This is a genomic window from Vibrio methylphosphonaticus, assembly GCF_023634655.1.
Taxonomy (GTDB): domain Bacteria; phylum Pseudomonadota; class Gammaproteobacteria; order Enterobacterales; family Vibrionaceae; genus Vibrio; species Vibrio methylphosphonaticus.
In genome coordinates, this window is sequence record NZ_JAMKMS010000006.1 from 59,853 (window position 1) to 81,603 (window position 21,751).

Here is a 21,751-nt window from a genome sequence, read left to right on the forward strand (position 1 = left end):
GCTTTTCAAAGCACACCTTAGGTTCGGAAACGTTTATGAACAAAACATCCATTTGGCACACTGTGATTGCGCTTACTTTGCCTTTGTCCTTTGTCGCCTCTGCACAAGACTCAGCAAAGAGCGATATGGCCAATCCTATGTCGGTGTATACCGGCGGTGAACTTATTGCCGGAAATAAAGGATTAGGCGCAACATTCCAGTTTGGCGTCAATCAAGGTAACTGGGGGTTATTGGGTAAGTTGGAAGGGAAGAACAATTTCGAAAACTACCGTGCTCGATTTTTTACACCCAATAAGAAAACGGGAACAGGCTTGTTTATTGATGCTGGGCATGATTTTTCAAATGAAGGCATGACATTAAACTATGCTTCGGTCGGGATTATGCAAGCATTCAAGTTGAGCGATAAGGTCAACCTATACAGCGCCTTGACTTATGGGCAGATGTGGGAGGAGAGCAATCAATTTAAGGACACGCAAATCATTAGTAGTGTCAATTATCTCAAGTATGACTTTGCCGACCAATTCTATCTTCAACTCGTCCCTCAATACACCTACGGATTAGATGGTGAAAATACACGAGACTTTTCTGCTGAAATGCAACTGGGATACAAAGTGGATAGTGACAACATCATTATCTTTAGCGGTGATACTGACAACAACGCTTGGATCACCTTCCGCAATCGTTTTTAGTCCGGAATAATACTTATGAAAAAAACAATACTCGCCTCAACCCTTGCTTGTGCTTTTATGGTCACCGCTCCTTTTACCACGATGGCCAAGCAGGGAATGGAAGTGACCACCGCCTCGACTGCTATCCATAATGGAACAGTACCGATTGAAATGGCAGGTGAAGCTGCTCAGAAACAAGACCAGCAACAGTTGGCTCAATTGGCTTATGAGTACGCTTTCTCTATTGATGAAGCCTATAAGTATTTCTATCAAACTGTCGTTGAGAAAGATTATCCTCTGAACCAGTTCCAGAATATTAGAGTGTTGGCTGATGATACTTATACCGCACACCCAAGCATCAATAATGACACTTTACACATCATGGGCTGGATGGATTTAGCGGCTGAGCCAGTGATCATTACCATCCCTGATCATGACGAAGATCGGTACTGGTTGTTCCACACAATGAATATGCAGCACTTTACCGATTCTGCGTTTGGCTCACCTCAAAGAGGAACAAAAGGCGGCAGCTTTATGTATGTCGTTGAGGGCTGGGAAGGGGAGGTGCCTGAAAGTGTGGATGAGGTGATCTATGTGGAGCACCCATTAGTCAAAATGATGGGTAGAATTATGGACCTTGGTGGTGAGGATTCTGCTACGGCCCAAAAATTAATGGACCAATGGAATATCCGAACCTTATCCGCGTATTTGGGGCAAAAAGGACCAGAACCTGTGGTTCGTGATTACCCCCATCCGGAGCACACCAACTGGGTAGAGCGGACTAACTTCGTTTTATCTGAAGGGACAATGATAACTCATGACCAAGCATTGCTCGACTATTTCAAGTTCCTAGGTCTTGGCACCCCGCCAGTTAACTTTACTGACGAGCAGTTGCGACTGATTCAGTTGGGTAAAGAAAAGGGGTTTCTACGAATTAAGAACTCTGGCTTTGACGATTCTCGCGACGTGCTTGGAACTCGCGCTGAAATGACACGAGTACCAAATTTCCAGCATGCTTATGGTACGTTGATGGGGCAATGGGGCTTACCAGCCAAGCACACCATGTATACGGGTGATTTCTTTGATAGCGAAGGTGATGTGCTTGATGGGAGCAAGTTCGATTACACGGTGACGTTCACTCCGCCTCCTTTGGAAGACGGTGGGTTTTGGTCTTACACGGCCTACAGTGGCAATACTCGACTCATGGAAAATAATGCCTTGAATAGGCACTCCCGAGGCGACCGAACGCTGATACCCAATGAAGATGGAACGTATACCATCACCATGAGCAGCAACACAGATGGTCACGAAAACAACCCTAACTTCTTACCGATACCTGATCATCGATGGTACTCAGTGCTTCGTATGTACACACCAGGTGAAGAGGTGAGAATGGATGAGTGGAAATCAGTACCTTTTACAAAAATTAAAACGAGTGCGAAGAAATAATCTATCAAATAAACGTCCATATTTGAGTTACTAGGCGTTGACTAGAGTCAGTAAGGTGTTACTGACTCTTTTCTTCAACGAATAAGCGTTGTAGCACAACTGGCACCACTTTTGGTTATTTTACCCAAACCACGCCGTTATCCTCTCCTTTACGCTAGCATTCTTTTTCCAAATCCAATATATCCCATCTTCAAGCTCTTCCACTGTCATACTTTCGGGTTGATATACGGGATGACTACCGTCGTATTTTGACCAGTCGGTGGTCAAAATACGCCCTTCTTGCTCAAGTTGATTGAACGTCTTTGAACCGGGAAAAGGGATCATATAGTGTGGGATCACCTTATCAACGTTAATCTCTTCTACAAACTCTTGGGTTTGCTCAAATATAGAAGCATCGTGTTCATCAAAACCGAACAAAAAGTCTCCCCACACTTCGATGCCGTGACGCTTTATTTCTGCGATGTGCGCCTTCATTTTGGATGGCTTCACAAACCCTTTTTTCTGTGCTTTTAACGCTTCCTCGGATGGGGTTTCTATCCCTAACAATACCGCTTTAAATCCGGCTTTAGCCGCCGCATTCAGTAACTCTTTGTCGCGAGCAATTAACACGGTCGTTTCACCATAGAAGCTCATGTTAAGTGGTTCAATCGCCTTAAACAGCACGATCGCGTACTGTCGGTCGTGATATACAGTCAGTTAGTGGTAGTGAACAACTAACTGGTTGGTTTCTTCCTGTCCTAATGCATCAAGATAATGCGTTTCTACTACCGCTTTCACAAACCGGCGAAAGTTAATCTTTTTCCAGGTATTGGTTATTTCTTCTTTACTATTCTTGCCGCGATTCAACAATTGCTCCCCCTGCTCACTGGGGATAAGTTTAATATAGCCATCTTTCTGAATGCTCGCTTCGACAGGAAAACCAATAATGACAGTGGCATGATTGAAGTTTGTATCCATGTTTTTATAGATCACTACTAGGCGATCAAGTGTTTCTGGTAAGTCTTCTTGCTGGGTGATTTTATCTTCAAACTCTGCCCAAAGTGCAGCGACGTTATCCAGTGAAATAGTTTGCGTTACGACACTTCGGACATAGGTTTTGTTTTTATCCAGTGAGTGCTGTTTAACCTGCTTCTGAGTGGGGGACTTCTCTGCTTTGAATGACGCTTGTCGCTTGGATGAGTGTTCAGCCATTACGGGTTGCATAAGTACTGCTCCCAAAATGGCACCCGCGATGATCACGGTTGTTAGTAGTGATGCGAATAGTTTCATTTCTTCTCCTTAGATTTATTCATTATCAGGAGAAGTGTACGACTGTAATGGTAACCAAAAGGTTATCAATTTTAGAATCTGAGTTAGAATCTCAACCAATCAGATTACATGGTTTTTCATAGCGAAGTGTAACCATTCAACGTGTCGCTTACTTATGACTATAAGTGGAAGTGACGACACGGTTAGGGCAGTTAGACGGATAAGTTACGTTGACTCTAGAGCTTGAATATCTCTAGAACGCCATGAGCTATAATGGATGTGATTTCATGACTACCAAAGGTAAACTATGAAAATGTTTCTGGTATTAAGTGCGGCTTTATTCACTGTTACGTCACCAATTGCTCAGTCCGCTGATAACGTAAATCTTGCGGAAATTATGCTGGTTTCTTCGCTGGATGATTCACCGGGTACTGCTTAGATATTGCTGGGGGAAAAGGAGCAAATGCACCGATAGATAGAGGTTTGCAAGCTCATACTTGTTATCACTAGACTAGCGACATACTTGAAGACCAAGGCTTTGATACATCTTTGATTTCACAAGGTGTTTTTCGAATCGCGTACTTTGACGTTTGCATGTCTGCATCATCAATAAAACAAGGGGCATCACTTGGTTTAGAGCGGTGTGATTCTTCGGCAAATGAAAGTTTTACATTGAATGATAGCGGCCAAATTACACTGAACAGCGATCCTAAGTTATGCCTGACTGTTGATAGTGAAAATAAAAGAGAAGGCCGTTGTGGGTCGCCCGTTCACGTGATGAGACCATTATTTCTGCAGTTATGTGAAGAAAGTCAAGGTGACTATCAATACTGGGCAATTAAATCTCTGTAAGCATTTAATTTAATAGGTAACGAGCGTTTAAAACGTCGAGGGGTTTTTCTAATCTGGTATCCGTCATTTATAGTGTGGTAGACGAATATAGTGTGGTAGACAAAAGATTTAAACCCGGAACAGTGTTGGCTTATTTATCGCGAGTAAATTTGTATCCCATGTCTTACTTCGTGATAAAGACACGCGTGTTTCCCTTAAAAGGGTCGTAAGACCCTTTTTATCACACGGACGAGAGTCAGTGTTAGACGATCGGTGCTAAGTCGGCAGGGCGGTAGTAAACCGACTTGAGTACTTTGCCTTTACGAATAGTTTTTGCATCGGAAACGAAATCTTCAGCACATTTCGCTATGATGTAAGCGCCTTTTTGTACTGCCATCAAAGTGATACCTTGCTTTGCATAGTGCGCTTCTGTTTCTGAGTATTCCTGCTCGTCGCGACAGACTTTACTCATGTTGCTTGAGTGAATTTCATCCCAGCATTTGATGAAATCGATGTTACGATTTGCAGCGACGTGCAGTAGCAATTCGATTAAATAGCTAATGGCGAGGTTGGCTTCAACTTTATCGTCACCCAGGTGCACCAGTCTTCCCATTAACACGTAAACGGAATCAATGATGGCATCGGCTTGCTCTATTTTTGAGTCGGCTTCTGCCAGCTCGGTCATTTCTTCAATGGCTAGCGAGCTATGTAACATATCTGCCGCATCATCTAACGAAGACGGCGCATTCACGGGAAGATCGAATGTGGCACGAAACTCCGTGATATCTTGATATAAATGGTCAAATATTTCTTGGGTCAGTTTAGTTAAGTTCATCGGTTCTTTTTCGTTAGATTACAATGAAAATGATCCTATCAAACGGCGTTGTTGATAGCTAGCTGAAGTTAAGTACGGATGAGCCTACACGAATGATGATATTTATTTCACCAAGTGAAATAAATTGTTAGTTATGATATTGTTATGCACAGATATGCTGAAAATAATATTGCGCAACCTATAAGTGATTAATATACTGATCTGAATTTCAACAATCGAGTAAATGCACTCGATTGTTTACGGTTTTGCTTCGTTCAGCTCAACGATAGATGAACTAAGCAACCAGTTTCAAAAGGTACACGTACTTTTTGGAAACGACGTTTTGGAATTAGGGTCCCGATTCGTCACAAAAAGCCACCTCGAGAGAGGTGGCTTTTTACCGTATTCGTTTCTAGTGCTTGAAAGATACCTGATTAAGTGCGTAAATATTTACCCACATTCCGACACGTCTTGATAAAAACTATCGAATTTTCCCCACAAGTGAAGCAATTGATTGAGCGATGGGGCATCAATAAACTTTGCATTGATATGATCTTGCTCGCTCATTAGGACCAAAAAGTGACTTGTGATGCTTTTCGCTTGTGGAGTGGCATACCACTGAGCGAGTAATTCGCTTTCGCTTAATTCATTGTAGCGCGCAAGCTCGATACCGCTATCTTCATTACGTATATAGATTGCAAGCGACATTCCCATGATTACCCCATTAAAACACGCGAACTTTAAGCGCGATGTTAACAGTAATTACTTTACCAATCATCATATGGAAAGATGAAATTTGTGTCCGTTTGTAAAGTACGGCTCTAGATGTCACAGCTTCGCAATGACCAGATTTTTATGATTGGATGATGCTTGCCCTAATCATCGGAAATCACTTGTTGGGCTATGGTATTGGCGTCGTGATGCTCCATTGAGTCCACAACGTCGTAAGTGATGCAGTAGCTGATGAGCAGTATGAGTGGAATGAACTTAATCCAAGCTTTCATGGTGATAGCCTCTAATCGATGAATACTTAGAAACTATCACTCACTTGGTGTCGACGAAATCGTTATTATCGCAATGTTACTTTGCTATCTTCGTTGCTGTGGAAACGGTTGAAGCAGGAAGACACTTCTACTTACTTTACCTTCTGTTAATTAACTGGCAAAGAGGTAAGGAAATAACTTCTTACGTTCAAGCTCACTAAGACCACTCACACGAGCGATATTGTTATCAGGTATAGCGTCAGGCTCAGGGTAGTGCTTGAGAACTTTTTCCATACTCGCTTCCCGAATTAAATGAAAAATCGGATAAGGGGAGCGATTGGTGAGATTTTCAGCGTCTTCAGGCTCAGCGCCACCAAAACAGTAGTTTGGATGGAAAGTCGCGACTTGATAGATGCCTTCCCAGTCATTTTGTTTGATGAGTGCTTCCACCCAATCGATAAAGAAGTTGTAGTCCATGAAGTCATCAAGCATGTTAGGCACTACGACAAGGGTAGTCTCAAGGTCTTCAGGTTCAGTTTGCTCTAACAGCATCAGCTCCCCCAGAATATCCTCTAGCAGTCCTTCTTCTTTGTTCGCCAAACTGACAAAGGTTTTGATCTGCTTATTACGCTCTGGCTTTGCGGCAAAAGGGCATAAATTTAGCCCAATCACGACATCTTTTAACCATTGTTGGACTTGCCCTTCAATGTGGACGATTTCTTCTCGTAACGACATAACACTCTACCGATAAAATTATTAAAGCGGATTATATGATCGCTGAAGACGTTTCGCTAATAATCGCTCAAAATAACGGTTAAGCAGGGGAGTTGGCAGGCAACTGAGATTCGCCGATGAGTTTTAGCTTCCAGCAAAGTGCAAAGAGTAGTAGGTATAATAACCCACCGCCTTCTACCACTCCCAACCATTGCGACTGCTGCCAGCAATACAGTAAAAAGAAGCCACCTAAACTGCCACCAATGTAATAGTGCACTAAATACAACGCGGTCGCGGTCGCTTTAGCGCGTTGTGCTTTTTGGCTAACCCATGAATACGCCAAGGTATGAGTAAAGAAAGCGCCGCCACTAATGAAAAGTAGGCCGATAACCATGGCAGGAATGCTGTCGATGATAGCAATAAGCATTCCGCAAAGGCTTATGGTTGCGCCGAGTGCCATTCCTGTAATAGGGGCAAAATGGCGGCTCCAGATCCCACTCCATTTCGAGCTTAAGGTACCGGCGAGATAGCAAAGGAAGATCAGTGCTGCCATGGCAATAGGTAAGTTGTGAGGGGCACTGACTAGTCTAAATCCCATCACGGAATATAGATTAACAAATAGTGCAAAATTTACCCCGCCAATAAGCATGGCGAGCCAGATTCTATTGTCGGAGAGGTGCATGACTAAGGCGCGATTATGATGGCGGAACATGCCTCGTGTCGGTTTGAAATGTTTCTGAGGCGGTAGCAGCCAAGCCACAATGATCACGCAAACGAGGGTGAAGCACGCAATTACAATGACGGCTGTTTGCCAGTTAAACATATCGGTTAAGACACCGCCTGCGATCCGCCCGGCAATGCCACCTAAAGAATTGGCGGCAATATAGCCGCCAATTGCATTATTGAAAGCGTCGCTAGAGAGCTCTTCAACCATATAAGCGACAGCCACGGAGGCAAATGCAGCTAAAGCAACCCCCATTAATGCACGCAACATGACAAGGGATAATAAGCTTGTTGTGAGTAGCATTAATGCGCCCACGACAGGAAGCATGAACAGTCCGGTTAGCATCACCGCGCGCCTTCCAAAGCTTTCTGAGCTGATTGCCCATGGCACTAACGAGAAGGAAAGCGCTAATGTTGCGGCGGCAAAGACCCAATTTATTTCTGTCTCAGAAACTGAAAAATGGTGCGACAATTGAGGAAGAATGGGCTGAAAAACATAAAGGTTACAAAATACCAGAAATGACCCTAATGAAAGCGCCCACGTCACTTTACTATATTCTGCTGAATGCCGTTCAATCACCGTTCACCCCATTACTTTTCAATGCCGACCAAAGCGTCGTAATGTGATGAAATTATCACTCAGGCGTGAATAAATAAAATATATTAATACTATCGTCATAATATATTTTATTTATATGGATATTCGTCAGCTTAAACATTTCTTAGCCGTGGCTCGGGAGCAAAACTTTACCCGGGCTGCGAAGAAGGTCAACATTGCTCAACCGGCGCTAAGTATTTCAATAAAAAAATTTGAGCAACAGTTAGGCGTGCAGTTATTTTCGCGGATCGACAAACAAGTAGTGTTGACTCAGGAAGGGCGAGCATTGAAGCCCCATGCGCAAAAAATATTGCAACAAGTCGACGATGCAACGTTGGCAATCGATGAGCTGAAAGGGTTGTTGAAAGGAGAAGTTCGCTTGGGAACGCCGAGCATGATGGGGAGCTATTTCTTTCCTAAAATCATCATGGCGTTTAAATCTCAATACCCGAACTTGAAGATGACAGTGGTTGAAGCTGGGACTCAGGACATTCGTAGAATGTTGCTGGCGGGGGAGATTGATTTGGGTGTCATTCGTAATACGGATGTGCCAGACGATCTTGACGTCGACCCAATTTATCGTTCCGAAATGGTAGCGGTTATGAGTGAGCACCATCCGTTTGCATCACGAGATAAGTTAACCTTTGACGCGTTTTTTCAAGAAGAGCTGGTGATGTTTAAGCCCGGCTATTTTCATCGAGACTACATTGATGAAGAGTGTCAAAGAAGAGGGGTAGAAGCTCAGTTTTCTTACGAAACAAATTTGCTGCCGATGATTTTGAGCATAGTAAAGCAAGATTTTGCTATTACGGCTTTACTTGAACTCGTGACTGAGCATGAACCACAAACGCGCGGTATTTCATTCGATCCGCCGGTGTTTGTGGACTTGGCATTGGCATGGCGTAAAGATGGTTACCTGTCTCGCGCCGATAGAGCGTTTATGGAATACATCAAAATTCATACTTGAACCGTTAATTGCGTGAATCGGCCTCAATTCGGCTCAGTTTGTCTGTGGCTTAATTAACGTCGCTAAGGTCGGGTGTTATTGACCCGACTTAGCTTTTCATTACATGTCTAATGGATAAAATGTGTTTAGTGACTGACGGTTTTTGACAATAGGTTAACGATGAGAACCCCTGCCACAATAAACCCAATCCCAATCAGGGCGGGTAAGTCAAGTTTTTGACCGTAGACAAAGTAGCTAACGGTAGCGACTAATACGATACCCGCGCCACTCCAAATCGCATATACCACACCAACTGGCATTGACTTGACTGTGACCGATAGTAAAAAGAAAGCGATACCATAACCAATGATTACAATAATACTCGGCGACAGTTTGGTGAACTGTTGTGTTTTTGGGATGAATGAAGTTGCAATCACCTCAGCCACAATGGCAATAGAGAGCGCAATGGCAGGGGGCAACGAAACAAGTAGTTGGAACATATAGCAACACGCCACATAGATGAACACGAAACAGCTCGTATTCTGAGGTGCGAAGTATAAATAAAAACTATCGATTTGAAAGTAATGAAAGCGTAATTGAATATTACGTTGCTGCAATAATCAGGTGAAGGTGAAGGTGTAGATATCGATGTTTGATGGGTTTCAAATCAGCGAAAGCCTCGTTCTAAAATTAAATGAGTGAGGCTTATAAGTAGGGGCTGTTGAATCTTAAATCCATTTACGTCAGGACAAGCAAACGCTATTTAACGGTATTCGAACTCTAAGATTATTGAAACCGTATGAGGGGGTGCTTGGCTAGAACTGAGTAAGCTTGCATTAGTTTGAGTTGTACATGCGCTCAAAGTTCTTTTGATTCCAGCCAACCATGACTTGATCGCCAATCTTTAGTACCGGGATTGAGCGTGCGCCCATTGCTTGCAGCTCTTTGCGTCCTCTTTGCATTTTTGCATTAGTCAGACGATATTTGTAGCCTTTACTATCCAAATAGCGTTGGGCATCTTTACAGTGAGGGCATTTGTCAGCGACATACAGGACTAAACGTTTCATAGCATTACTCTAAAGCGGGTTTTGACGGGCGCAGTGTATCGACAATTGGTGGAAATTACCACTTGCCTGCTAGTGAAGAGCAGGCAAGTAAGATGACGACGTTACTCTATTTGTTGTTTAGGGCCAAAACTGGGTCGCTTAGGTGGGGTTTACCGATTCGAGAGTGTGTCGCGTCAAGAGAGTGTCGCGGGATCGATAAAGCACAGTTGTTGATATAACGTTGCTGTTTTCGGCATGTCAACATTATGAGAGCCAGCGAGGTCTAGTACGTTTTTGTACATGTATTGCAGCTCTAACGCTCTTTGATTCTTTAAATCGAGAAGCATACTTGTTTGGTAAGGCTTCATCGCCGCAGTATTACTAAGCATAGTGTCAATTAAAGTCGATGGCAGATCGGTCCCTAACGCCTTTGCTGCCGCTTGGACTTCTTGCATGACTTCCTTTGCCAATGTGACGAGTTCGGGACACTGCATGATTTGCTTGGTATCAGCGGATAACACTGCAGACAATCCATTGAATGGCACGTTCCAGAGCAGTTTTTTCCAGCGCGCGTCGACAATGCGTTCTTCTACATCAACGTCTACACCACTTTCTCGAAAATCACTTGCAACACTTTCTACTGGTGCAAGACCTTGCGCGCCAAACGCGCCGAGAGTGAGTCGGCCGTAGTCGATATGATGAATATGCCCTGGGCCAATCTTGTTAGAGCAGATGAAGCAAAGCCCACCAGCGACAAAGGGTAAGTTGAGCTGCTCACAAAGCTCTTGCTCTGCTCCAATGCCGTTTTGTAACAATACGATGAGTGTGTCAGGTTTGACTATTGGCGCAATGAGGTTAGATAACAGCTGGTTGCTTGTCGTTTTGATTGCGACCAATATGACATCGGCTTTTGGCATGGTTTCACTAGTCGAATAGGCTTGCAGTGAACTAGAATTAATCGAAAAGTCGCCATAGTGGGAGTCAACCGTTAGGCCATGTTCGCGAACATGAGCAAAATCGGAGTGGAAAAGAAAATGCACATCTTGCCCGCTGTGATGCAATCTCGCTCCGTAATACCCACCAATTGCGCCAGTCCCGATGACGGCGAACACCTTCTTTGTCATATTTACATCCTTGTTATACCTTGATTTAAGTAATGTACATGAACTAACGAATTAGGGAACCTTTGGTCGCAATGTTGGTAGCAAAATGTGAACCGCCGGTTACGTTAATTTTTTGATATTAATAACGCTGAAACAGATACTTGCCGCGTGTTCTCGGTTTTAAAAAGTATTCATTGCTGTGCCATGGTATGCGCTTTATCATTCGTAAGTATTTATTCGGTTTAAGCCGCACATGTAGATGTAATAGCAGGTAGTAAGATGATTGAAAGAAAAGAAACAAAACAACGTATGAGCCGTGCCGTGATTCATAACGGTACGGTTTACTTTTGTGGTCAAGTTGCCAAGGATTCAACGCAAGACATAACTCACCAAACAACCACTATGTTAGAAAAAGTTGATGAGTTACTTGAAAGTGTGGGCTCTAGCCGTGAAAAGTTACTATCAGCAACGATTTATGTAAAAACAATGGCAGATTTTAAAGCCATGAATGAGGTGTGGGATGCGTGGGTACCTGAAGGTCACGCACCAGCACGTGCTTGTGTTGAAGCAAGCATGGCTCGAGAAGAACTGCTGGTTGAGATTTCGGTTGTCGCTGCTGTATAGCATTTAGCTTACATTTGATATCGAGGGGCATCGATACAGTATGTTACTTGCTCAAATGACTCTATCGGCAAACAATTGGGCTACGTCCTCTAGATCTCTAGGTCTTTAGATTTAGAGGGCTTGTAGTGAACTCCCGTTAAGACGCGAGTTGCCTTGAAAGTAAGTTTGGCGAAAAAGGAATAACCATGAGTCAGCAGATTTTATTATGCCCTAAGTGCAAAGTAGAGCTATTACCTAACAGCGGGAATGAGTGTCGAGAGTGTGCGACAAAATACCGTAAAATCGCTCATTGCCCTGAATGTAACGATTCGTTGGAAGTGTTAAAAGCATGTGGTAATGTAAGTTATTACTGTAACTGCTGTAGAATGCAAAAATCCCGCACAACCATTGATTGGCAATTTGAGGCCGTAAGCCGCAGCCAGTCATAGTCATTAACGCTTGGCTTTGTTCCTAATGCATTGTAGAAGGAAGTGCATTAGGCGTGGCATGTCAACACCCGCTAGAAAATCTTCGATGACACCATCACTTGTTCTATGTTTACCCGTTATCATTATTAAATACCACATGACAGGTATCAGGTTTGCCTTCCACCTAATGCTCCATCATAGATTTCCCATCGGTATCCATCGACTCGCACAGGCGGGGATTGTTTTGTAAACGACCGAGTTGATTAGGTTCACCAATTTAAGTGCAACCTCACGCTAACGTAAAGAAAACAAATATATTTTTGGTATTTCAGCTATCTATTCCTATCCTGATAATTACAAAGGGATATTGCGGATAGTGATGAATGGGAAATGTCGAACTTAGTAATGATCATTCTAAAAGAGCGATTTTACTAGTTGAAGACGATAAAACAACGCAGACGCTAATGAGTTCGTTGTTAAAAAAACGTGGCTATGATGTCACGGTAGCAAACCATGGGTATGAAGCGCTAGAAGCACTCAATAAGAGTGAGCACATTCAGTTTGTAATTAGTGATTGGGTTATGCCAAAGATGAATGGCGTTCAATTATGTAAAGAGCTGAAATCCAACGACTACAGTCGATATATGTTTTTTGTTTTGCTGTCGTCGCAAGACGATCAGGATTCAATTATCAACGGCATTGATGCTGGTGCAGACGATTTTGTTGCCAAAAACACCCCTATAGATGAATTAGATGCCCGTATACGAGCGGGTTTCAGAAATCTAGGGCTTCATAATGAACTTCTAAACAAAAATCGTCAGCTTGATTCCGCTTATGCAACGATTAGGCAGGATTTAGATTCAGCGGGTGACTTCATACGTCAATTGCTTCCTACGCGCACTGAGTTTCATGAAGCGTCGATGGCGTATACCTCTATTCCAAGTGCACAGATTGGGGGGGATATTCTTGGTTATTTCCGTTTAGATGACGACCATTTGGGTTTTTATCTATTAGATGTCTCTGGTCATGGTGTCGCGTCGGCGTTGTTGTCTTTCTCAGTTCATCAAACATTGTCAGTCGTTAATGGTCCAAACTCTCTTGTCTTTAAAGGCGATGGGGATAAAAAGCAGATCCGCCCTGCGGATGAAGTGGTGACAAAACTTAACGAAATATATAGCCAAGACTCTTCAAACCACCTCTATTTCACCATGGTCTATGCGGTACTAAATAAAAAAACTGGAGAATTGAATTACTGCTCGGCGGGTCACCCGCCGATTATTTGGATGCAACGAAAGGATAACTCCGCTCAATTTTTAGGCGATGACAATTTTGTTGTTGGAATGTTTGATTTTGCTGATTATAAACAAGATACGATATGTTTAGGACCTGAGGATGAAATTTGGCTTTACACCGACGGAATTACCGAGGCGAGAGTTGGGGACGAGTTTTATAGTGAAGAGCGACTGAAAGACTTAATTGAATCTCAACAACAGAAGACGTTTGACGAGAAGCCAGGGCATATCGTGTCCTCTGTACGTGAATGGCAAGAAAATGAAATGTTTGACGACGACGTCAGTATTCTAGGTTGTAAGTGGGCACCGCAAAGGTAAGGGGTTTTTATGAAGTACGATATTTCTAATAGCGACTTGTTTACGGTTATTCAGGTTAAAGAAGAACGGTTTGATGCTGCACTTGCGACGTCTTTTTGTCAAACGATAGAAGGGATTCAGTCAGAGATACAACCCAATCTATTACTTGATGTTTCTGAGGTTACATTTATGGATAGCAGCGGACTCGGCGCAATGATGCAGATATACAAATTGCTGAGAGATAAACAAATCTTTTTGGTTGGGGCGACACAGCCAGTGTGTGACTTGTTCAAATTAACGCGTATGGATAGGCTGATTAATATCTACGATTCTGTAGAAGAAGCGATGATGAGGTCAGATTAATTTTTCGAATCGTTTGAATACTCAGTAAGTTAGTTAGATAAGGCAGTGTTGTGAGTGTATAGGCGTTATGATTGTTGCGCCGTTTAACGGAAGAAGTCATTGACTCATATAAATGAAACCTGCGGGATATTAGTGATCAATAGGAGTGAGTTATGGCCATGGATGGGGAAATATACTCAAATACATACAAGAGTGCGATTGAAACATCTCGATTAGCAGTGGACGATCTAAAAGAATTTTGGAGGTCGAGCCTTCTTAATGAAAATAATATCGGTGAGCTTGAACTTTGTGTGGTTGAATTGCTCAATAATACTTTTGAACATGCATATGACGGCAAAGATGGGCAGTTAATTGAAGTCGTTAGCCGATGCAACGAAAGCAAAGTTTTGGTCGATATTAGCCACTTTGGATCAAGTATGTCGCAAGAAGAGTTTCATAGTGTACTCGAAGCAGATTTTATTGCCCCCGATCCTAATGACCCTGAAACATGGGTAACATCTGGTCGTGGGTTCATGATTTTGGCTGCGCTACTAGATGAAATTGAACTCACACAGGAGGGAGATAAAAGTACATTTACATTAATTAAAAGAGTACAACGAGAGCTCTCTCCGTATAGGTAAGAGTTAGCTTGATTTGATAAAGCCCCTCACACCCATACGATAGACGACCTGTATTACCCCATCGTATGAGCTTTAGATATACACATACTTAAAAATACATGGAATGTTGGATGCGTCTCTATGAAGAATAACAGCAAACGTCAAAGGGTGTCAGTGACCCCGCTTTTTCTATTATCTGCTTTCGCCACATTTGTGCCCTCTACTGCTTACACCGCACAGCTGCCGGAACAGGTACAATTAGCCCCTACTCAGCATGTTGTGAGAGGTAATGACGCTGAAGCTGCGACCTTAGACCCAGCGAAGGCTGAAGGGTTACCTGAAATGCATGTAATTCGGGATCTGTTTGAAGGCTTAGTGATTCAAGATGCCGATGGGAATGTGGTTCCTGGTGTCGCAGAATCATGGGAAACCAAGGACAACAAAACCTTTGTTTTTCATCTGCGATCCGATGCCAAATGGTCGAATGGTGATCCTGTCGTCGCTTCTGATTTCGTCTTTGCGTTACAGCGAGCCGTTGATCCAGCAACTGCATCGCCTAATGGCTGGTACCTGAAAATGACCAAGATTAATAATATTGCCATGATCTTGAATGGCGAGAAGCCAGTATCGGAACTGGGCATAAAAGCAATTGATGACCAAACCCTTGAGTTTACTCTCGACAGTGCGGTGCCTTATTTTGTTGCAATGACAGGTCATACGTCGATGATGCCAGTTCATCAAGCATCGATGAAAGCCAGTGGTGACAAGTGGGCGCGGGCGGGCTTATTGGTTTCAAATGGCGCATTCACTCTAACGCAGTGGGTTGTGAATGAGCGTATTGAACTGGCAAAAAACAGTGAATACTGGGATAGCTCAAATACCGTCTTAGACTCAGTGACGTTTATTCCTTTTGAAAGTCAAACTGCAGCTTTAAATCGTTATATGACCGGTGAAGTCGATATTACTTCAGACGTCCCCGCTCAGATGGCGGCACAATTAAAGAAAGAACAGCAAGACGCGTATAAAGTCGTGCCATTACTGTGTACCTATTATTATGCGTTCAATACCACGCGAGCACCATTTAACGATGAGCGAGTTCGTAAAGCGGTGTCTTACACGATTATGAGGGATGTAATAACTAACGGTATTACTCAGGTTGGTAATATTCCCGCTTATACGTTTTCTCATCAGTATGTTGCAGGGTTTGATGCAACTCAGCCTGAATACAGCCAGTGGACTCAAGAACAGCGCGATCAACAAGCCCGACAATGGTTATCTGAAGCCGGCTATGGGGAAGATAATCCTTTAGATGTTAGGTTACTTTATAATACCAGCGAAAGTAATAAATCCATTGCAGTTGCTATCTCCTCAATGATGAAGAAGAACTTAGGCGCCAAAGTGGCGCTCGAAAACCAAGAATGGAAATCCTATTTAGTGGCTCGTCGAGAGGGGGACTTTGATATTTTACGAACCTCATGGTGCGGTGACTATAATGAGGCGTCAACATTCTTATCTTTAATGACGTCGGATAGTGCTGGAAATCGAGCCTTTTACAAGAGTGATGCCTACGACCAGCAAATAAGTCGTGCGTTGTTAGCCACTGATATTGAAGCGCGTAATCAATACTACGATGCGGCGGAAGCAATTTTGGTCGAAGATATGCCAATTGCGCCTATATATTATTACATGCAGGCTAGATTGGTACGCCCAACGGTTGGCGGGTTTCCCGTTAATAATGTAGAAGGGCGGATCTACTCTAAGGATTTATACGTGTTGGCACAGTAACATTGGCGAGAACACCCGCTACCTAAAACTCGCGATGGTTAGTAAAAGAAAAGGATGCCGTAGGCATCCTTTTCGAGTTTAAGACGATAGCTTGTTAACTTCGCTGACTAAGCTAAGAAAGAATAATCAGTATGGTACCAGCAAGTGTCATCAAAATATTCGCGATGGCATAAGTCCCGGCATAGCCAAGCGCAGGAATGGTTGAACGAGCGTGTTCATTCACTACATCCATCGCGGGTGCACACGTACGGGCCCCGACAATCGCGCCTATTAGCAATGCGCGATTCATTTTCAAGAAATACGCACCTACTAAGTAGGCAAGCACGACAGGCACAACGCTAACGAGAAAAGCGATAACAATGACTTGTGGGCCAACCTGAGTTAGGTGCTCAAACATTTTTCCGCCAGCACTCAACCCGATTCCGACCATGAAGAACATCAGCCCGAGATCTTTGACCATATTGAGGGCGCCTTGAGGAACGTAACCGAAAGTAGGGTGGTTCGCCCGCAAAAACCCAAGCGTGATGCCAGAAAGCAGCAGTCCGACAGCATTACCCAAGCCAAATGACACTTGACCAAATGTCATAGTAATCAGGCCGAACATAATACCCAAAATAAAGAAGCTACAAAAAGCGAGTAGGTCTGCCATTTGGCTATGTATAGAAATAAAACCGACCTTTTCTGCCAGCCCCAAGACGCGACTTTTTTCGCCACTGACTTGCAAAATATCGCCTTTCGCGAGCACGATATTCGCATCCATCGGCATTTCAATTTGAGCTCGAACTACGCGGTTTAGGAAACAGCCAAACTCTGACAAGTTAAGATTTGATAGGCTCTTTCCTGCGATATTATCACTCTTAACAACGATCTCTTCTTCAACGATACGAAGGTCAAGCAGGTTACGGTCGAACACCTCTTTTCCGTTTCTGAAGCTTGGGTCCAATCGTGCATGACTGTCGGGGAAACCAACAAGCGCGATCTCATCACCTTCTTGTAAAATCGCATCGCCGTCAGGATGGGCAAGAATACCATTACGACGAATTCGTTCAATGTAGCAACCAGTTTGACGATAGATGCCAAGCTCACGCAGGTTTTTGCCGTCGGTCCAGTCAATTAGCTCTTGCCCTACTCGGTAGGCGCGAATAATGGGAAGATAAACCTTACGTTGACCAGAGCCGCCAAGACCGCGCTCTTGAGCGATTTGTTGTGCGGAGTCATGAAGATTTTGCTTTTGCAGTTTCGGCAAGAGTTTGGCCAACATAATCATACTGATAAGGCCAATCAAATACGCCATGGCGTAGCCCACGGAGAGGTTTTCTAGAACCAAACCAAAATCCATACCGCGTGGAATGGTGGCTAATCCTGAATTCAAGGCATCTTGCGCACCCACAAGCACAGGTGTTGCTGTCAGGGCACCTGCCATCACTCCAGCGGAGAGTCCGTAATCTAGCCCTAAATAATGGCTCGCGAAATAGGTTACCGTTAACGCAGTGACCAACACGACTAAGCTTAAGATGAGGTAGTGCTTACCATCTCGAAAGAAAATACCAAAAAAGTTTGGCCCGGCTTCAATCCCGACACAGTAGATAAACAGCATAAATCCGATGGTGAGGGCTTCGGCGTTAAATGAGAATCCGAGATGTCCCATAACCAGTGAGGTGATTAACACACCAATCGAGTTACCGAGCTGAAGATTTCCAAAGCGAATTTTGCCAAATGCAAGGCCGATCGCTAAGGCGACAAAAATAAGGAGGATAGGGTTTTGATCTAACAATTGTACTACGTCAATGTTCACTGTAGCGACTCGAAGCAACCAAGTTGAATGGATTATAAAGTGTGGCGATTGTAGCGGAAATAATCAAAAAGATAAGTGATTTTTTTTAAGATTGACCATTAGATTACATATTGTGGGTGTTCTCTGACTTCGCTGTATTAGATCAATAGATATTTGGTATCGGTTTGTCGCAATATTGATATAGATCCCAATAAAAAAGCCAACTCCCAAGAGTTGGCTTTAAGCTTGATACTTTCAACTATACTGTTGATTAGACAGTGAGTTACTCGTCGAAAAGGCCTAGATTTTCTTTTGCGTACGCTTCAAATTCTGTACAGCCACCGATATGGTCTTGATCGATGAAAATCTGAGGAACCGTTTCAACTGGCTTGCCTACAGTTTTCTCTAGGTCAGCTTTAGAAATACCTTCCGCGTGGATGTCAACATAGCGGAAGTTGAAATCGTCACGTTTTGCTTTAAGCGTTTCTGCGTGCTCTTTTGCACGAACACAGAATGGACAACCTGGACGACCAAAAATTACGACAAACATTGACTTTCTCCTTGAAGATTAAATTCTTACTAAGCACTAGGAGTTTGATTAACTCGGCTCTTATAGTGTATTGACAACAACTATGCCTTAAGATGAAAAGGAAATAAAGCCGGAAATACCACTCACTGCCATAGGTAAAACCTATTAGTACATATGTTAGTCAGTTTGCAGCTTCAGTTGGTGCGTTTATGTTGTGACCCATGCCGAAATTGCGAATTTAAAAATGGGTAAAACGTTTGTTGATTGGTTTATATCAACTTTTCATTTCTCGGGTCACTGCATGCTATTAGTGGCTTATAACTCTCATGTGTTTTTACTATCGGCAGGGCTTGCAATTTGAGACACCACTTTTTCAACGTCGTATTTTGATCTTCAACGACACTGCACTTTAGGTTTTCGGTATTGGATGAATCTTTTATCTGCTGAGGCTTAAGTTTCTCGCATCGAAGATGAGTCGACAATGGTGTAATGGTGAGCTTGACGATATACCGAAAGGATATTGGTATGTTTCAGTTTATGACTTCGAGTCGTATCGTATTTGGCGAAGGCGCTTTGCAATCGTCTCTCTCTATCATCAACCAATTTGGCTACAGCGTATTGCTTGTCACAGGGCAGGATAGGCAACGCGCAGAGCCAGTTATTCACTATCTTCACAGTCAAAATATGCGCTATCAGCATGTGGCAATTTGCGGCGAACCGAACATTACTATGGTGGAAGAAACCGCAATTATGGGTCGCCGTTTTAACCCCGATATGGTCATTGCTATTGGCGGGGGAAGCGTTTTGGATATGGGGAAAGCACTCGCCGCAATCATTCCTAATCAAGGTGATGTTTATGACTATGTGGAAGTTGTGGGGAGAAATGTACCATTAAAAACAAAGCCGATTCCAATGATTGCGATTCCAACGACTGCAAGCACGGGGGCGGAGGTCACTAAAAATGCAGTATTAAAATCAGGACAAGATAAGGTAAAAGTGAGCCTGAGAAGTCCAGATATGTTGCCTGATGTCGCAATTGTGGATCCAGTACTGACTTATGGGACGGATGCTTATACTTCGGGACGGGGAGCAATGGATGCGTTTACTCATTTGATGGAAGCTTATGTATGCGGTGAGCCAAACCCTCTGACGGATATGGTCTGTGAGGAAGGGTTAAGAAGGTTAAGCCAATCCATAATTTCAGGCTGTAAGCAAGACAATCCAAAAGCGCGCGCTGACCTTTCTTTTGCCGCTATGCTTGGTGGCATGGCGATTACCAACGCTAAACTTGGCGCGGCTCATGGGCTTGCCTCTGCACTGGGCGGTAAAATTTCAGCGCCTCATAGCGTGATCACGGCACAATTAGCGCCCCATGTGATGACTGAAAATGTGAAAGCAGCAAAGCGTGCTGGGCGTAGTGATGTGCTGAATCGTTATCGTCATATTGCTCAGATTCTAACCTCACGCACCGATGCGTCGATTGAAGATGGGGTTGAATGGGTCATCATGATTTTAGAGCGCTTAGAATTACCAAAATTATCTGATTTTGGCGTTTGTCATACTCCATTTGACGTTGTTGCAGCAGACGCAATGAAGTCGGTGGCGATTAAAGGCAATCCGTTACCGTTAACGGTTGATCGCTTAGAGCATATTTTAAATCAAGTATGTCAGTGTCATTGTGATTCTCGAGACAAGGTGACACAAGACCCAGCGCAGGTGGAGTATAGAAATAATCCAATCGAAACGGATTAGGGATAAGAAGAGACAAAAAAGAGAGGCATTAGCCTCTCTTTTTAATGTTTGTCAGCTGGCTTAAAAATTAGGCAGCTTATCGTAGCGTGAGTCTTTTAGTACTTCTTTAACACGTTTCAGATTGTCTCTGAAGCGACTACCACGTCGAAGGGTAAAGCCAGTAGCAAGGACATCGATAATGGTCATTTGTACAACACGACTCGCCATTGGCATATAGACATCGGTGTCTTCAGGTACGTCAACCGTAATAGAAAGCGAACTGGCTTTATCGAGAGGTGAGTCTTTTGCTGTAACCGCAATGACAGTAGCACCATTTTCACGGGCAAGATGCGCAATCTCTACCTGACTCTTTGTTCTGCCGGTGTGCGAAATAAGCACAATAACGTCGTTATCTGAACAGTTAATACAACTCATTCTTTGCATCACAACGTCTTCATAACAAGAAATTGGGATATTGAAGCGAATAAATTTATTTTGTGCATCTCGGGCAACCGAAGACGATGCACCGAGCCCAAAAAATGAGATTCTTTTCGCTTGTGTCAGTAGATCTACCGCGCGGTTGATCTGCATTGAGTCTAAGCTGTTTTTGGCCACATCCAAGCACGCCATTGTCGATTCGAAGATCTTATGGGTGTATGCGTCAGGTCCATCATCTTCCTCAACATTTCTGTTGACGTATGGTGTGCCATTAGCAAGGCTTTGTGCCAAATGCAGTTTAAAATCAGGGAAACCTTTTGTGTCGAGTCGTCGACAAAAACGGTTTACCGTCGGTTCACTGACATCTGCCATTTTAGCTAAGGTGGCAATGCTAGAGTGAATGGCTGTCTGGGGAGACGCCATGATAACTTCAGCTACCTTTCTTTCAGATTTGCTGAAATTTTCTAAGTTCTTTTGGATTTTCTCTAATGTATTCATAGTGTTCACAGGGTAAAGAGAACATCTTGTTAGCGCATAATGGTTTGATAAGGTGCCAATGATCTAGGGGTAGATTAGTGGATTCTTTATCAATATCGAGTTTATAAAGTGACTTTATCGAGGTAATAGAGACACTGTCGATACGCGCTAACTCCATAAGTTCAGTATAAACGAACAAGCCAGTCAGCTGTAATAAAAGGTCACATGAAATCTTTAGAATATGACAGGCATCAAACAAAATTTTGGAAGAAAAAAACAAATGGGCAAAAAATAAGCGAAAATGGTGCTTTT

The 21,751-nt window shown here is 43.4% G+C and carries 25 protein-coding genes; 12 read left to right on the forward strand and 13 right to left on the reverse strand.

Features of this window, described 5'->3' with window-relative positions; genetic code table 11:
- Positions 1 to 35: 35 nt before the first annotated feature.
- Complete coding sequence (locus tag M9196_RS08710) at positions 36 to 689, forward strand: hypothetical protein (RefSeq protein ID WP_250617150.1); 654 nt, start codon at positions 36 to 38, stop codon at positions 687 to 689.
- A gap of 15 nt (positions 690 to 704) precedes the next feature.
- Entirely contained in the window at positions 705 to 2,117 is a 1,413-nt protein-coding gene (locus tag M9196_RS08715) for a DUF1254 domain-containing protein (RefSeq protein WP_250617151.1), read from the forward strand.
- 120 nt (positions 2,118 to 2,237) lie between these two features.
- Here the strand turns inward: M9196_RS08715 and M9196_RS08720 are convergent, their stop codons facing one another.
- Positions 2,238 to 2,750, reverse strand: coding sequence for a B12-binding domain-containing radical SAM protein (locus M9196_RS08720; protein WP_250617152.1), 513 nt, complete (start codon positions 2,748 to 2,750; stop codon positions 2,238 to 2,240).
- A gap of 63 nt (positions 2,751 to 2,813) precedes the next feature.
- Positions 2,814 to 3,386: a hypothetical protein gene (locus M9196_RS08725; RefSeq protein WP_250617153.1), complete on the reverse strand. Its 573-nt coding sequence runs from the start codon at positions 3,384 to 3,386 to the stop codon at positions 2,814 to 2,816.
- Between the two features lie 286 nt (positions 3,387 to 3,672).
- Between M9196_RS08725 and M9196_RS23510 the strand changes: the two genes are divergently transcribed.
- Together M9196_RS23510 and M9196_RS08730 are read left to right on the forward strand one after the other, a co-directional pair.
- Positions 3,673 to 3,804: a hypothetical protein gene (locus tag M9196_RS23510; protein ID WP_284677137.1), complete on the forward strand. Its 132-nt coding sequence runs from the start codon at positions 3,673 to 3,675 to the stop codon at positions 3,802 to 3,804.
- 155 nt (positions 3,805 to 3,959) lie between these two features.
- Entirely contained in the window at positions 3,960 to 4,217 is a 258-nt protein-coding gene (locus M9196_RS08730) for an RICIN domain-containing protein (protein ID WP_250617154.1), read from the forward strand.
- Positions 4,218 to 4,458: 241 nt separating this feature from the next.
- Here the strand turns inward: M9196_RS08730 and M9196_RS08735 are convergent, their stop codons facing one another.
- From M9196_RS08735 to M9196_RS08750, 5 genes are all read right to left on the reverse strand, one after another.
- On the reverse strand, positions 4,459 to 5,031 hold the full coding sequence (locus M9196_RS08735) for a nucleoside triphosphate pyrophosphohydrolase family protein (RefSeq protein ID WP_250617155.1): 573 nt from the start codon (positions 5,029 to 5,031) through the stop codon (positions 4,459 to 4,461).
- A 429-nt stretch (positions 5,032 to 5,460) separates the two neighbouring features.
- Complete coding sequence (locus tag M9196_RS08740) at positions 5,461 to 5,724, reverse strand: hypothetical protein (RefSeq protein WP_250617156.1); 264 nt, start codon at positions 5,722 to 5,724, stop codon at positions 5,461 to 5,463.
- A gap of 161 nt (positions 5,725 to 5,885) precedes the next feature.
- Positions 5,886 to 6,014, reverse strand: a complete 129-nt coding sequence (locus M9196_RS23515) for a hypothetical protein (protein ID WP_284677138.1) — start codon at positions 6,012 to 6,014, stop codon at positions 5,886 to 5,888.
- 150 nt (positions 6,015 to 6,164) lie between these two features.
- Entirely contained in the window at positions 6,165 to 6,728 is a 564-nt protein-coding gene (locus M9196_RS08745) for a DUF1415 domain-containing protein (protein ID WP_250617157.1), read from the reverse strand.
- 79 nt (positions 6,729 to 6,807) lie between these two features.
- Entirely contained in the window at positions 6,808 to 8,010 is a 1,203-nt protein-coding gene (locus M9196_RS08750; RefSeq protein WP_250617158.1) for an MFS transporter, read from the reverse strand.
- Between the two features lie 115 nt (positions 8,011 to 8,125).
- Here M9196_RS08750 and M9196_RS08755 point away from each other — a divergent pair, with 115 nt between their 5' ends.
- A complete protein-coding gene (locus tag M9196_RS08755; RefSeq protein WP_250617159.1) occupies positions 8,126 to 8,995 on the forward strand; it encodes a LysR family transcriptional regulator in 870 nt (289 codons plus the stop codon).
- 125 nt (positions 8,996 to 9,120) lie between these two features.
- Here the strand turns inward: M9196_RS08755 and M9196_RS08760 are convergent, their stop codons facing one another.
- The 3 genes from M9196_RS08760 to M9196_RS08770 form a co-directional block, all read right to left on the reverse strand.
- The gene (locus M9196_RS08760) at positions 9,121 to 9,474 is read right to left on the reverse strand and encodes a DMT family transporter (protein WP_250617160.1); all 354 of its coding nucleotides are present in this window, start codon (positions 9,472 to 9,474) and stop codon (positions 9,121 to 9,123) included.
- Positions 9,475 to 9,810: 336 nt separating this feature from the next.
- The gene (locus M9196_RS08765) at positions 9,811 to 10,041 is read right to left on the reverse strand and encodes a glutaredoxin family protein (protein WP_250617161.1); all 231 of its coding nucleotides are present in this window, start codon (positions 10,039 to 10,041) and stop codon (positions 9,811 to 9,813) included.
- A gap of 173 nt (positions 10,042 to 10,214) precedes the next feature.
- A complete protein-coding gene (locus tag M9196_RS08770) occupies positions 10,215 to 11,144 on the reverse strand; it encodes a putative 2-dehydropantoate 2-reductase (protein WP_250617162.1) in 930 nt (309 codons plus the stop codon).
- 258 nt (positions 11,145 to 11,402) lie between these two features.
- On the opposite strand from M9196_RS08770, the gene M9196_RS08775 reads away from it, so the two are divergent.
- The 6 genes from M9196_RS08775 (at position 11,403) to M9196_RS08795 (ending at position 16,490) form a co-directional block, all read left to right on the forward strand.
- Positions 11,403 to 11,747, forward strand: a complete 345-nt coding sequence (locus tag M9196_RS08775) for a RidA family protein (protein ID WP_250617163.1) — start codon at positions 11,403 to 11,405, stop codon at positions 11,745 to 11,747.
- 185 nt (positions 11,748 to 11,932) lie between these two features.
- Positions 11,933 to 12,175 carry a YfgJ family double zinc ribbon protein gene (locus M9196_RS23700; protein ID WP_406707648.1) on the forward strand — a complete coding sequence of 81 codons (243 nt, stop codon included), beginning with the start codon at positions 11,933 to 11,935 and terminating at the stop codon, positions 12,173 to 12,175.
- 362 nt (positions 12,176 to 12,537) lie between these two features.
- Positions 12,538 to 13,764: a SpoIIE family protein phosphatase gene (locus M9196_RS08780; RefSeq protein ID WP_250617164.1), complete on the forward strand. Its 1,227-nt coding sequence runs from the start codon at positions 12,538 to 12,540 to the stop codon at positions 13,762 to 13,764.
- A gap of 9 nt (positions 13,765 to 13,773) precedes the next feature.
- Positions 13,774 to 14,106: an STAS domain-containing protein gene (locus M9196_RS08785; protein WP_250617165.1), complete on the forward strand. Its 333-nt coding sequence runs from the start codon at positions 13,774 to 13,776 to the stop codon at positions 14,104 to 14,106.
- Between the two features lie 152 nt (positions 14,107 to 14,258).
- Positions 14,259 to 14,726 carry an ATP-binding protein gene (locus M9196_RS08790; RefSeq protein WP_250617166.1) on the forward strand — a complete coding sequence of 156 codons (468 nt, stop codon included), beginning with the start codon at positions 14,259 to 14,261 and terminating at the stop codon, positions 14,724 to 14,726.
- 120 nt (positions 14,727 to 14,846) lie between these two features.
- The gene (locus tag M9196_RS08795) at positions 14,847 to 16,490 is read left to right on the forward strand and encodes an ABC transporter substrate-binding protein (protein ID WP_250617167.1); all 1,644 of its coding nucleotides are present in this window, start codon (positions 14,847 to 14,849) and stop codon (positions 16,488 to 16,490) included.
- A 112-nt stretch (positions 16,491 to 16,602) separates the two neighbouring features.
- Here M9196_RS08795 and M9196_RS08800 read toward each other — a convergent pair whose 3' ends face one another.
- On the reverse strand, positions 16,603 to 18,285 hold the full coding sequence (locus M9196_RS08800) for an aspartate:alanine antiporter (RefSeq protein ID WP_250617168.1): 1,683 nt from the start codon (positions 18,283 to 18,285) through the stop codon (positions 16,603 to 16,605).
- 262 nt (positions 18,286 to 18,547) lie between these two features.
- A complete protein-coding gene (locus M9196_RS08805; protein ID WP_102470603.1) occupies positions 18,548 to 18,814 on the reverse strand; it encodes a GrxA family glutaredoxin in 267 nt (88 codons plus the stop codon).
- Positions 18,815 to 19,318: 504 nt separating this feature from the next.
- On the opposite strand from M9196_RS08805, the gene M9196_RS08810 reads away from it, so the two are divergent.
- A complete protein-coding gene (locus tag M9196_RS08810; protein ID WP_250617169.1) occupies positions 19,319 to 20,545 on the forward strand; it encodes an iron-containing alcohol dehydrogenase in 1,227 nt (408 codons plus the stop codon).
- Between the two features lie 60 nt (positions 20,546 to 20,605).
- Here the strand turns inward: M9196_RS08810 and M9196_RS08815 are convergent, their stop codons facing one another.
- Complete coding sequence (locus tag M9196_RS08815) at positions 20,606 to 21,460, reverse strand: MurR/RpiR family transcriptional regulator (RefSeq protein ID WP_250617170.1); 855 nt, start codon at positions 21,458 to 21,460, stop codon at positions 20,606 to 20,608.
- Positions 21,461 to 21,751 lie beyond the last annotated feature (291 nt).

Excerpts from the sequence above, each read along its gene's own strand:
- M9196_RS08760 (WP_250617160.1), bottom strand. The coding sequence starts at position 9,474 with ATGTTCCAACTACTTGTTTCGTTGCCCCCTGCCATTGCGCTCTCTATT.
- M9196_RS08735 (WP_250617155.1), bottom strand. The coding sequence starts at position 5,031 with ATGAACTTAACTAAACTGACCCAAGAAATATTTGACCATTTATATCAA.
- M9196_RS08730 (WP_250617154.1), top strand. The coding sequence starts at position 3,960 with ATGTCTGCATCATCAATAAAACAAGGGGCATCACTTGGTTTAGAGCGG.
- M9196_RS23515 (WP_284677138.1), bottom strand. The coding sequence starts at position 6,014 with ATGAAAGCTTGGATTAAGTTCATTCCACTCATACTGCTCATCAGCTAC.
- M9196_RS08745 (WP_250617157.1), bottom strand. The coding sequence starts at position 6,728 with ATGTCGTTACGAGAAGAAATCGTCCACATTGAAGGGCAAGTCCAACAA.
- M9196_RS08755 (WP_250617159.1), top strand. The coding sequence starts at position 8,126 with ATGGATATTCGTCAGCTTAAACATTTCTTAGCCGTGGCTCGGGAGCAA.
- M9196_RS08715 (WP_250617151.1), top strand. The coding sequence starts at position 705 with ATGAAAAAAACAATACTCGCCTCAACCCTTGCTTGTGCTTTTATGGTC.
- M9196_RS08775 (WP_250617163.1), top strand. The coding sequence starts at position 11,403 with ATGATTGAAAGAAAAGAAACAAAACAACGTATGAGCCGTGCCGTGATT.
- M9196_RS08805 (WP_102470603.1), bottom strand. The coding sequence starts at position 18,814 with ATGTTTGTCGTAATTTTTGGTCGTCCAGGTTGTCCATTCTGTGTTCGT.
- M9196_RS08725 (WP_250617153.1), bottom strand. The coding sequence starts at position 3,386 with ATGAAACTATTCGCATCACTACTAACAACCGTGATCATCGCGGGTGCC.
- M9196_RS08795 (WP_250617167.1), top strand. The coding sequence starts at position 14,847 with ATGAAGAATAACAGCAAACGTCAAAGGGTGTCAGTGACCCCGCTTTTT.
- M9196_RS08770 (WP_250617162.1), bottom strand. The coding sequence starts at position 11,144 with ATGACAAAGAAGGTGTTCGCCGTCATCGGGACTGGCGCAATTGGTGGG.
- M9196_RS08710 (WP_250617150.1), top strand. The coding sequence starts at position 36 with ATGAACAAAACATCCATTTGGCACACTGTGATTGCGCTTACTTTGCCT.
- M9196_RS08810 (WP_250617169.1), top strand. The coding sequence starts at position 19,319 with ATGTTTCAGTTTATGACTTCGAGTCGTATCGTATTTGGCGAAGGCGCT.
- M9196_RS08765 (WP_250617161.1), bottom strand. The coding sequence starts at position 10,041 with ATGAAACGTTTAGTCCTGTATGTCGCTGACAAATGCCCTCACTGTAAA.
- M9196_RS08740 (WP_250617156.1), bottom strand. The coding sequence starts at position 5,724 with ATGGGAATGTCGCTTGCAATCTATATACGTAATGAAGATAGCGGTATC.
- M9196_RS08780 (WP_250617164.1), top strand. The coding sequence starts at position 12,538 with ATGGGAAATGTCGAACTTAGTAATGATCATTCTAAAAGAGCGATTTTA.
- M9196_RS08720 (WP_250617152.1), bottom strand. The coding sequence starts at position 2,750 with ATGAGCTTCTATGGTGAAACGACCGTGTTAATTGCTCGCGACAAAGAG.
- M9196_RS08815 (WP_250617170.1), bottom strand. The coding sequence starts at position 21,460 with ATGAATACATTAGAGAAAATCCAAAAGAACTTAGAAAATTTCAGCAAA.
- M9196_RS23510 (WP_284677137.1), top strand. The coding sequence starts at position 3,673 with ATGAAAATGTTTCTGGTATTAAGTGCGGCTTTATTCACTGTTACGTCA.
- M9196_RS08790 (WP_250617166.1), top strand. The coding sequence starts at position 14,259 with ATGGCCATGGATGGGGAAATATACTCAAATACATACAAGAGTGCGATT.
- M9196_RS08785 (WP_250617165.1), top strand. The coding sequence starts at position 13,774 with ATGAAGTACGATATTTCTAATAGCGACTTGTTTACGGTTATTCAGGTT.
- M9196_RS23700 (WP_406707648.1), top strand. The coding sequence starts at position 11,933 with ATGAGTCAGCAGATTTTATTATGCCCTAAGTGCAAAGTAGAGCTATTA.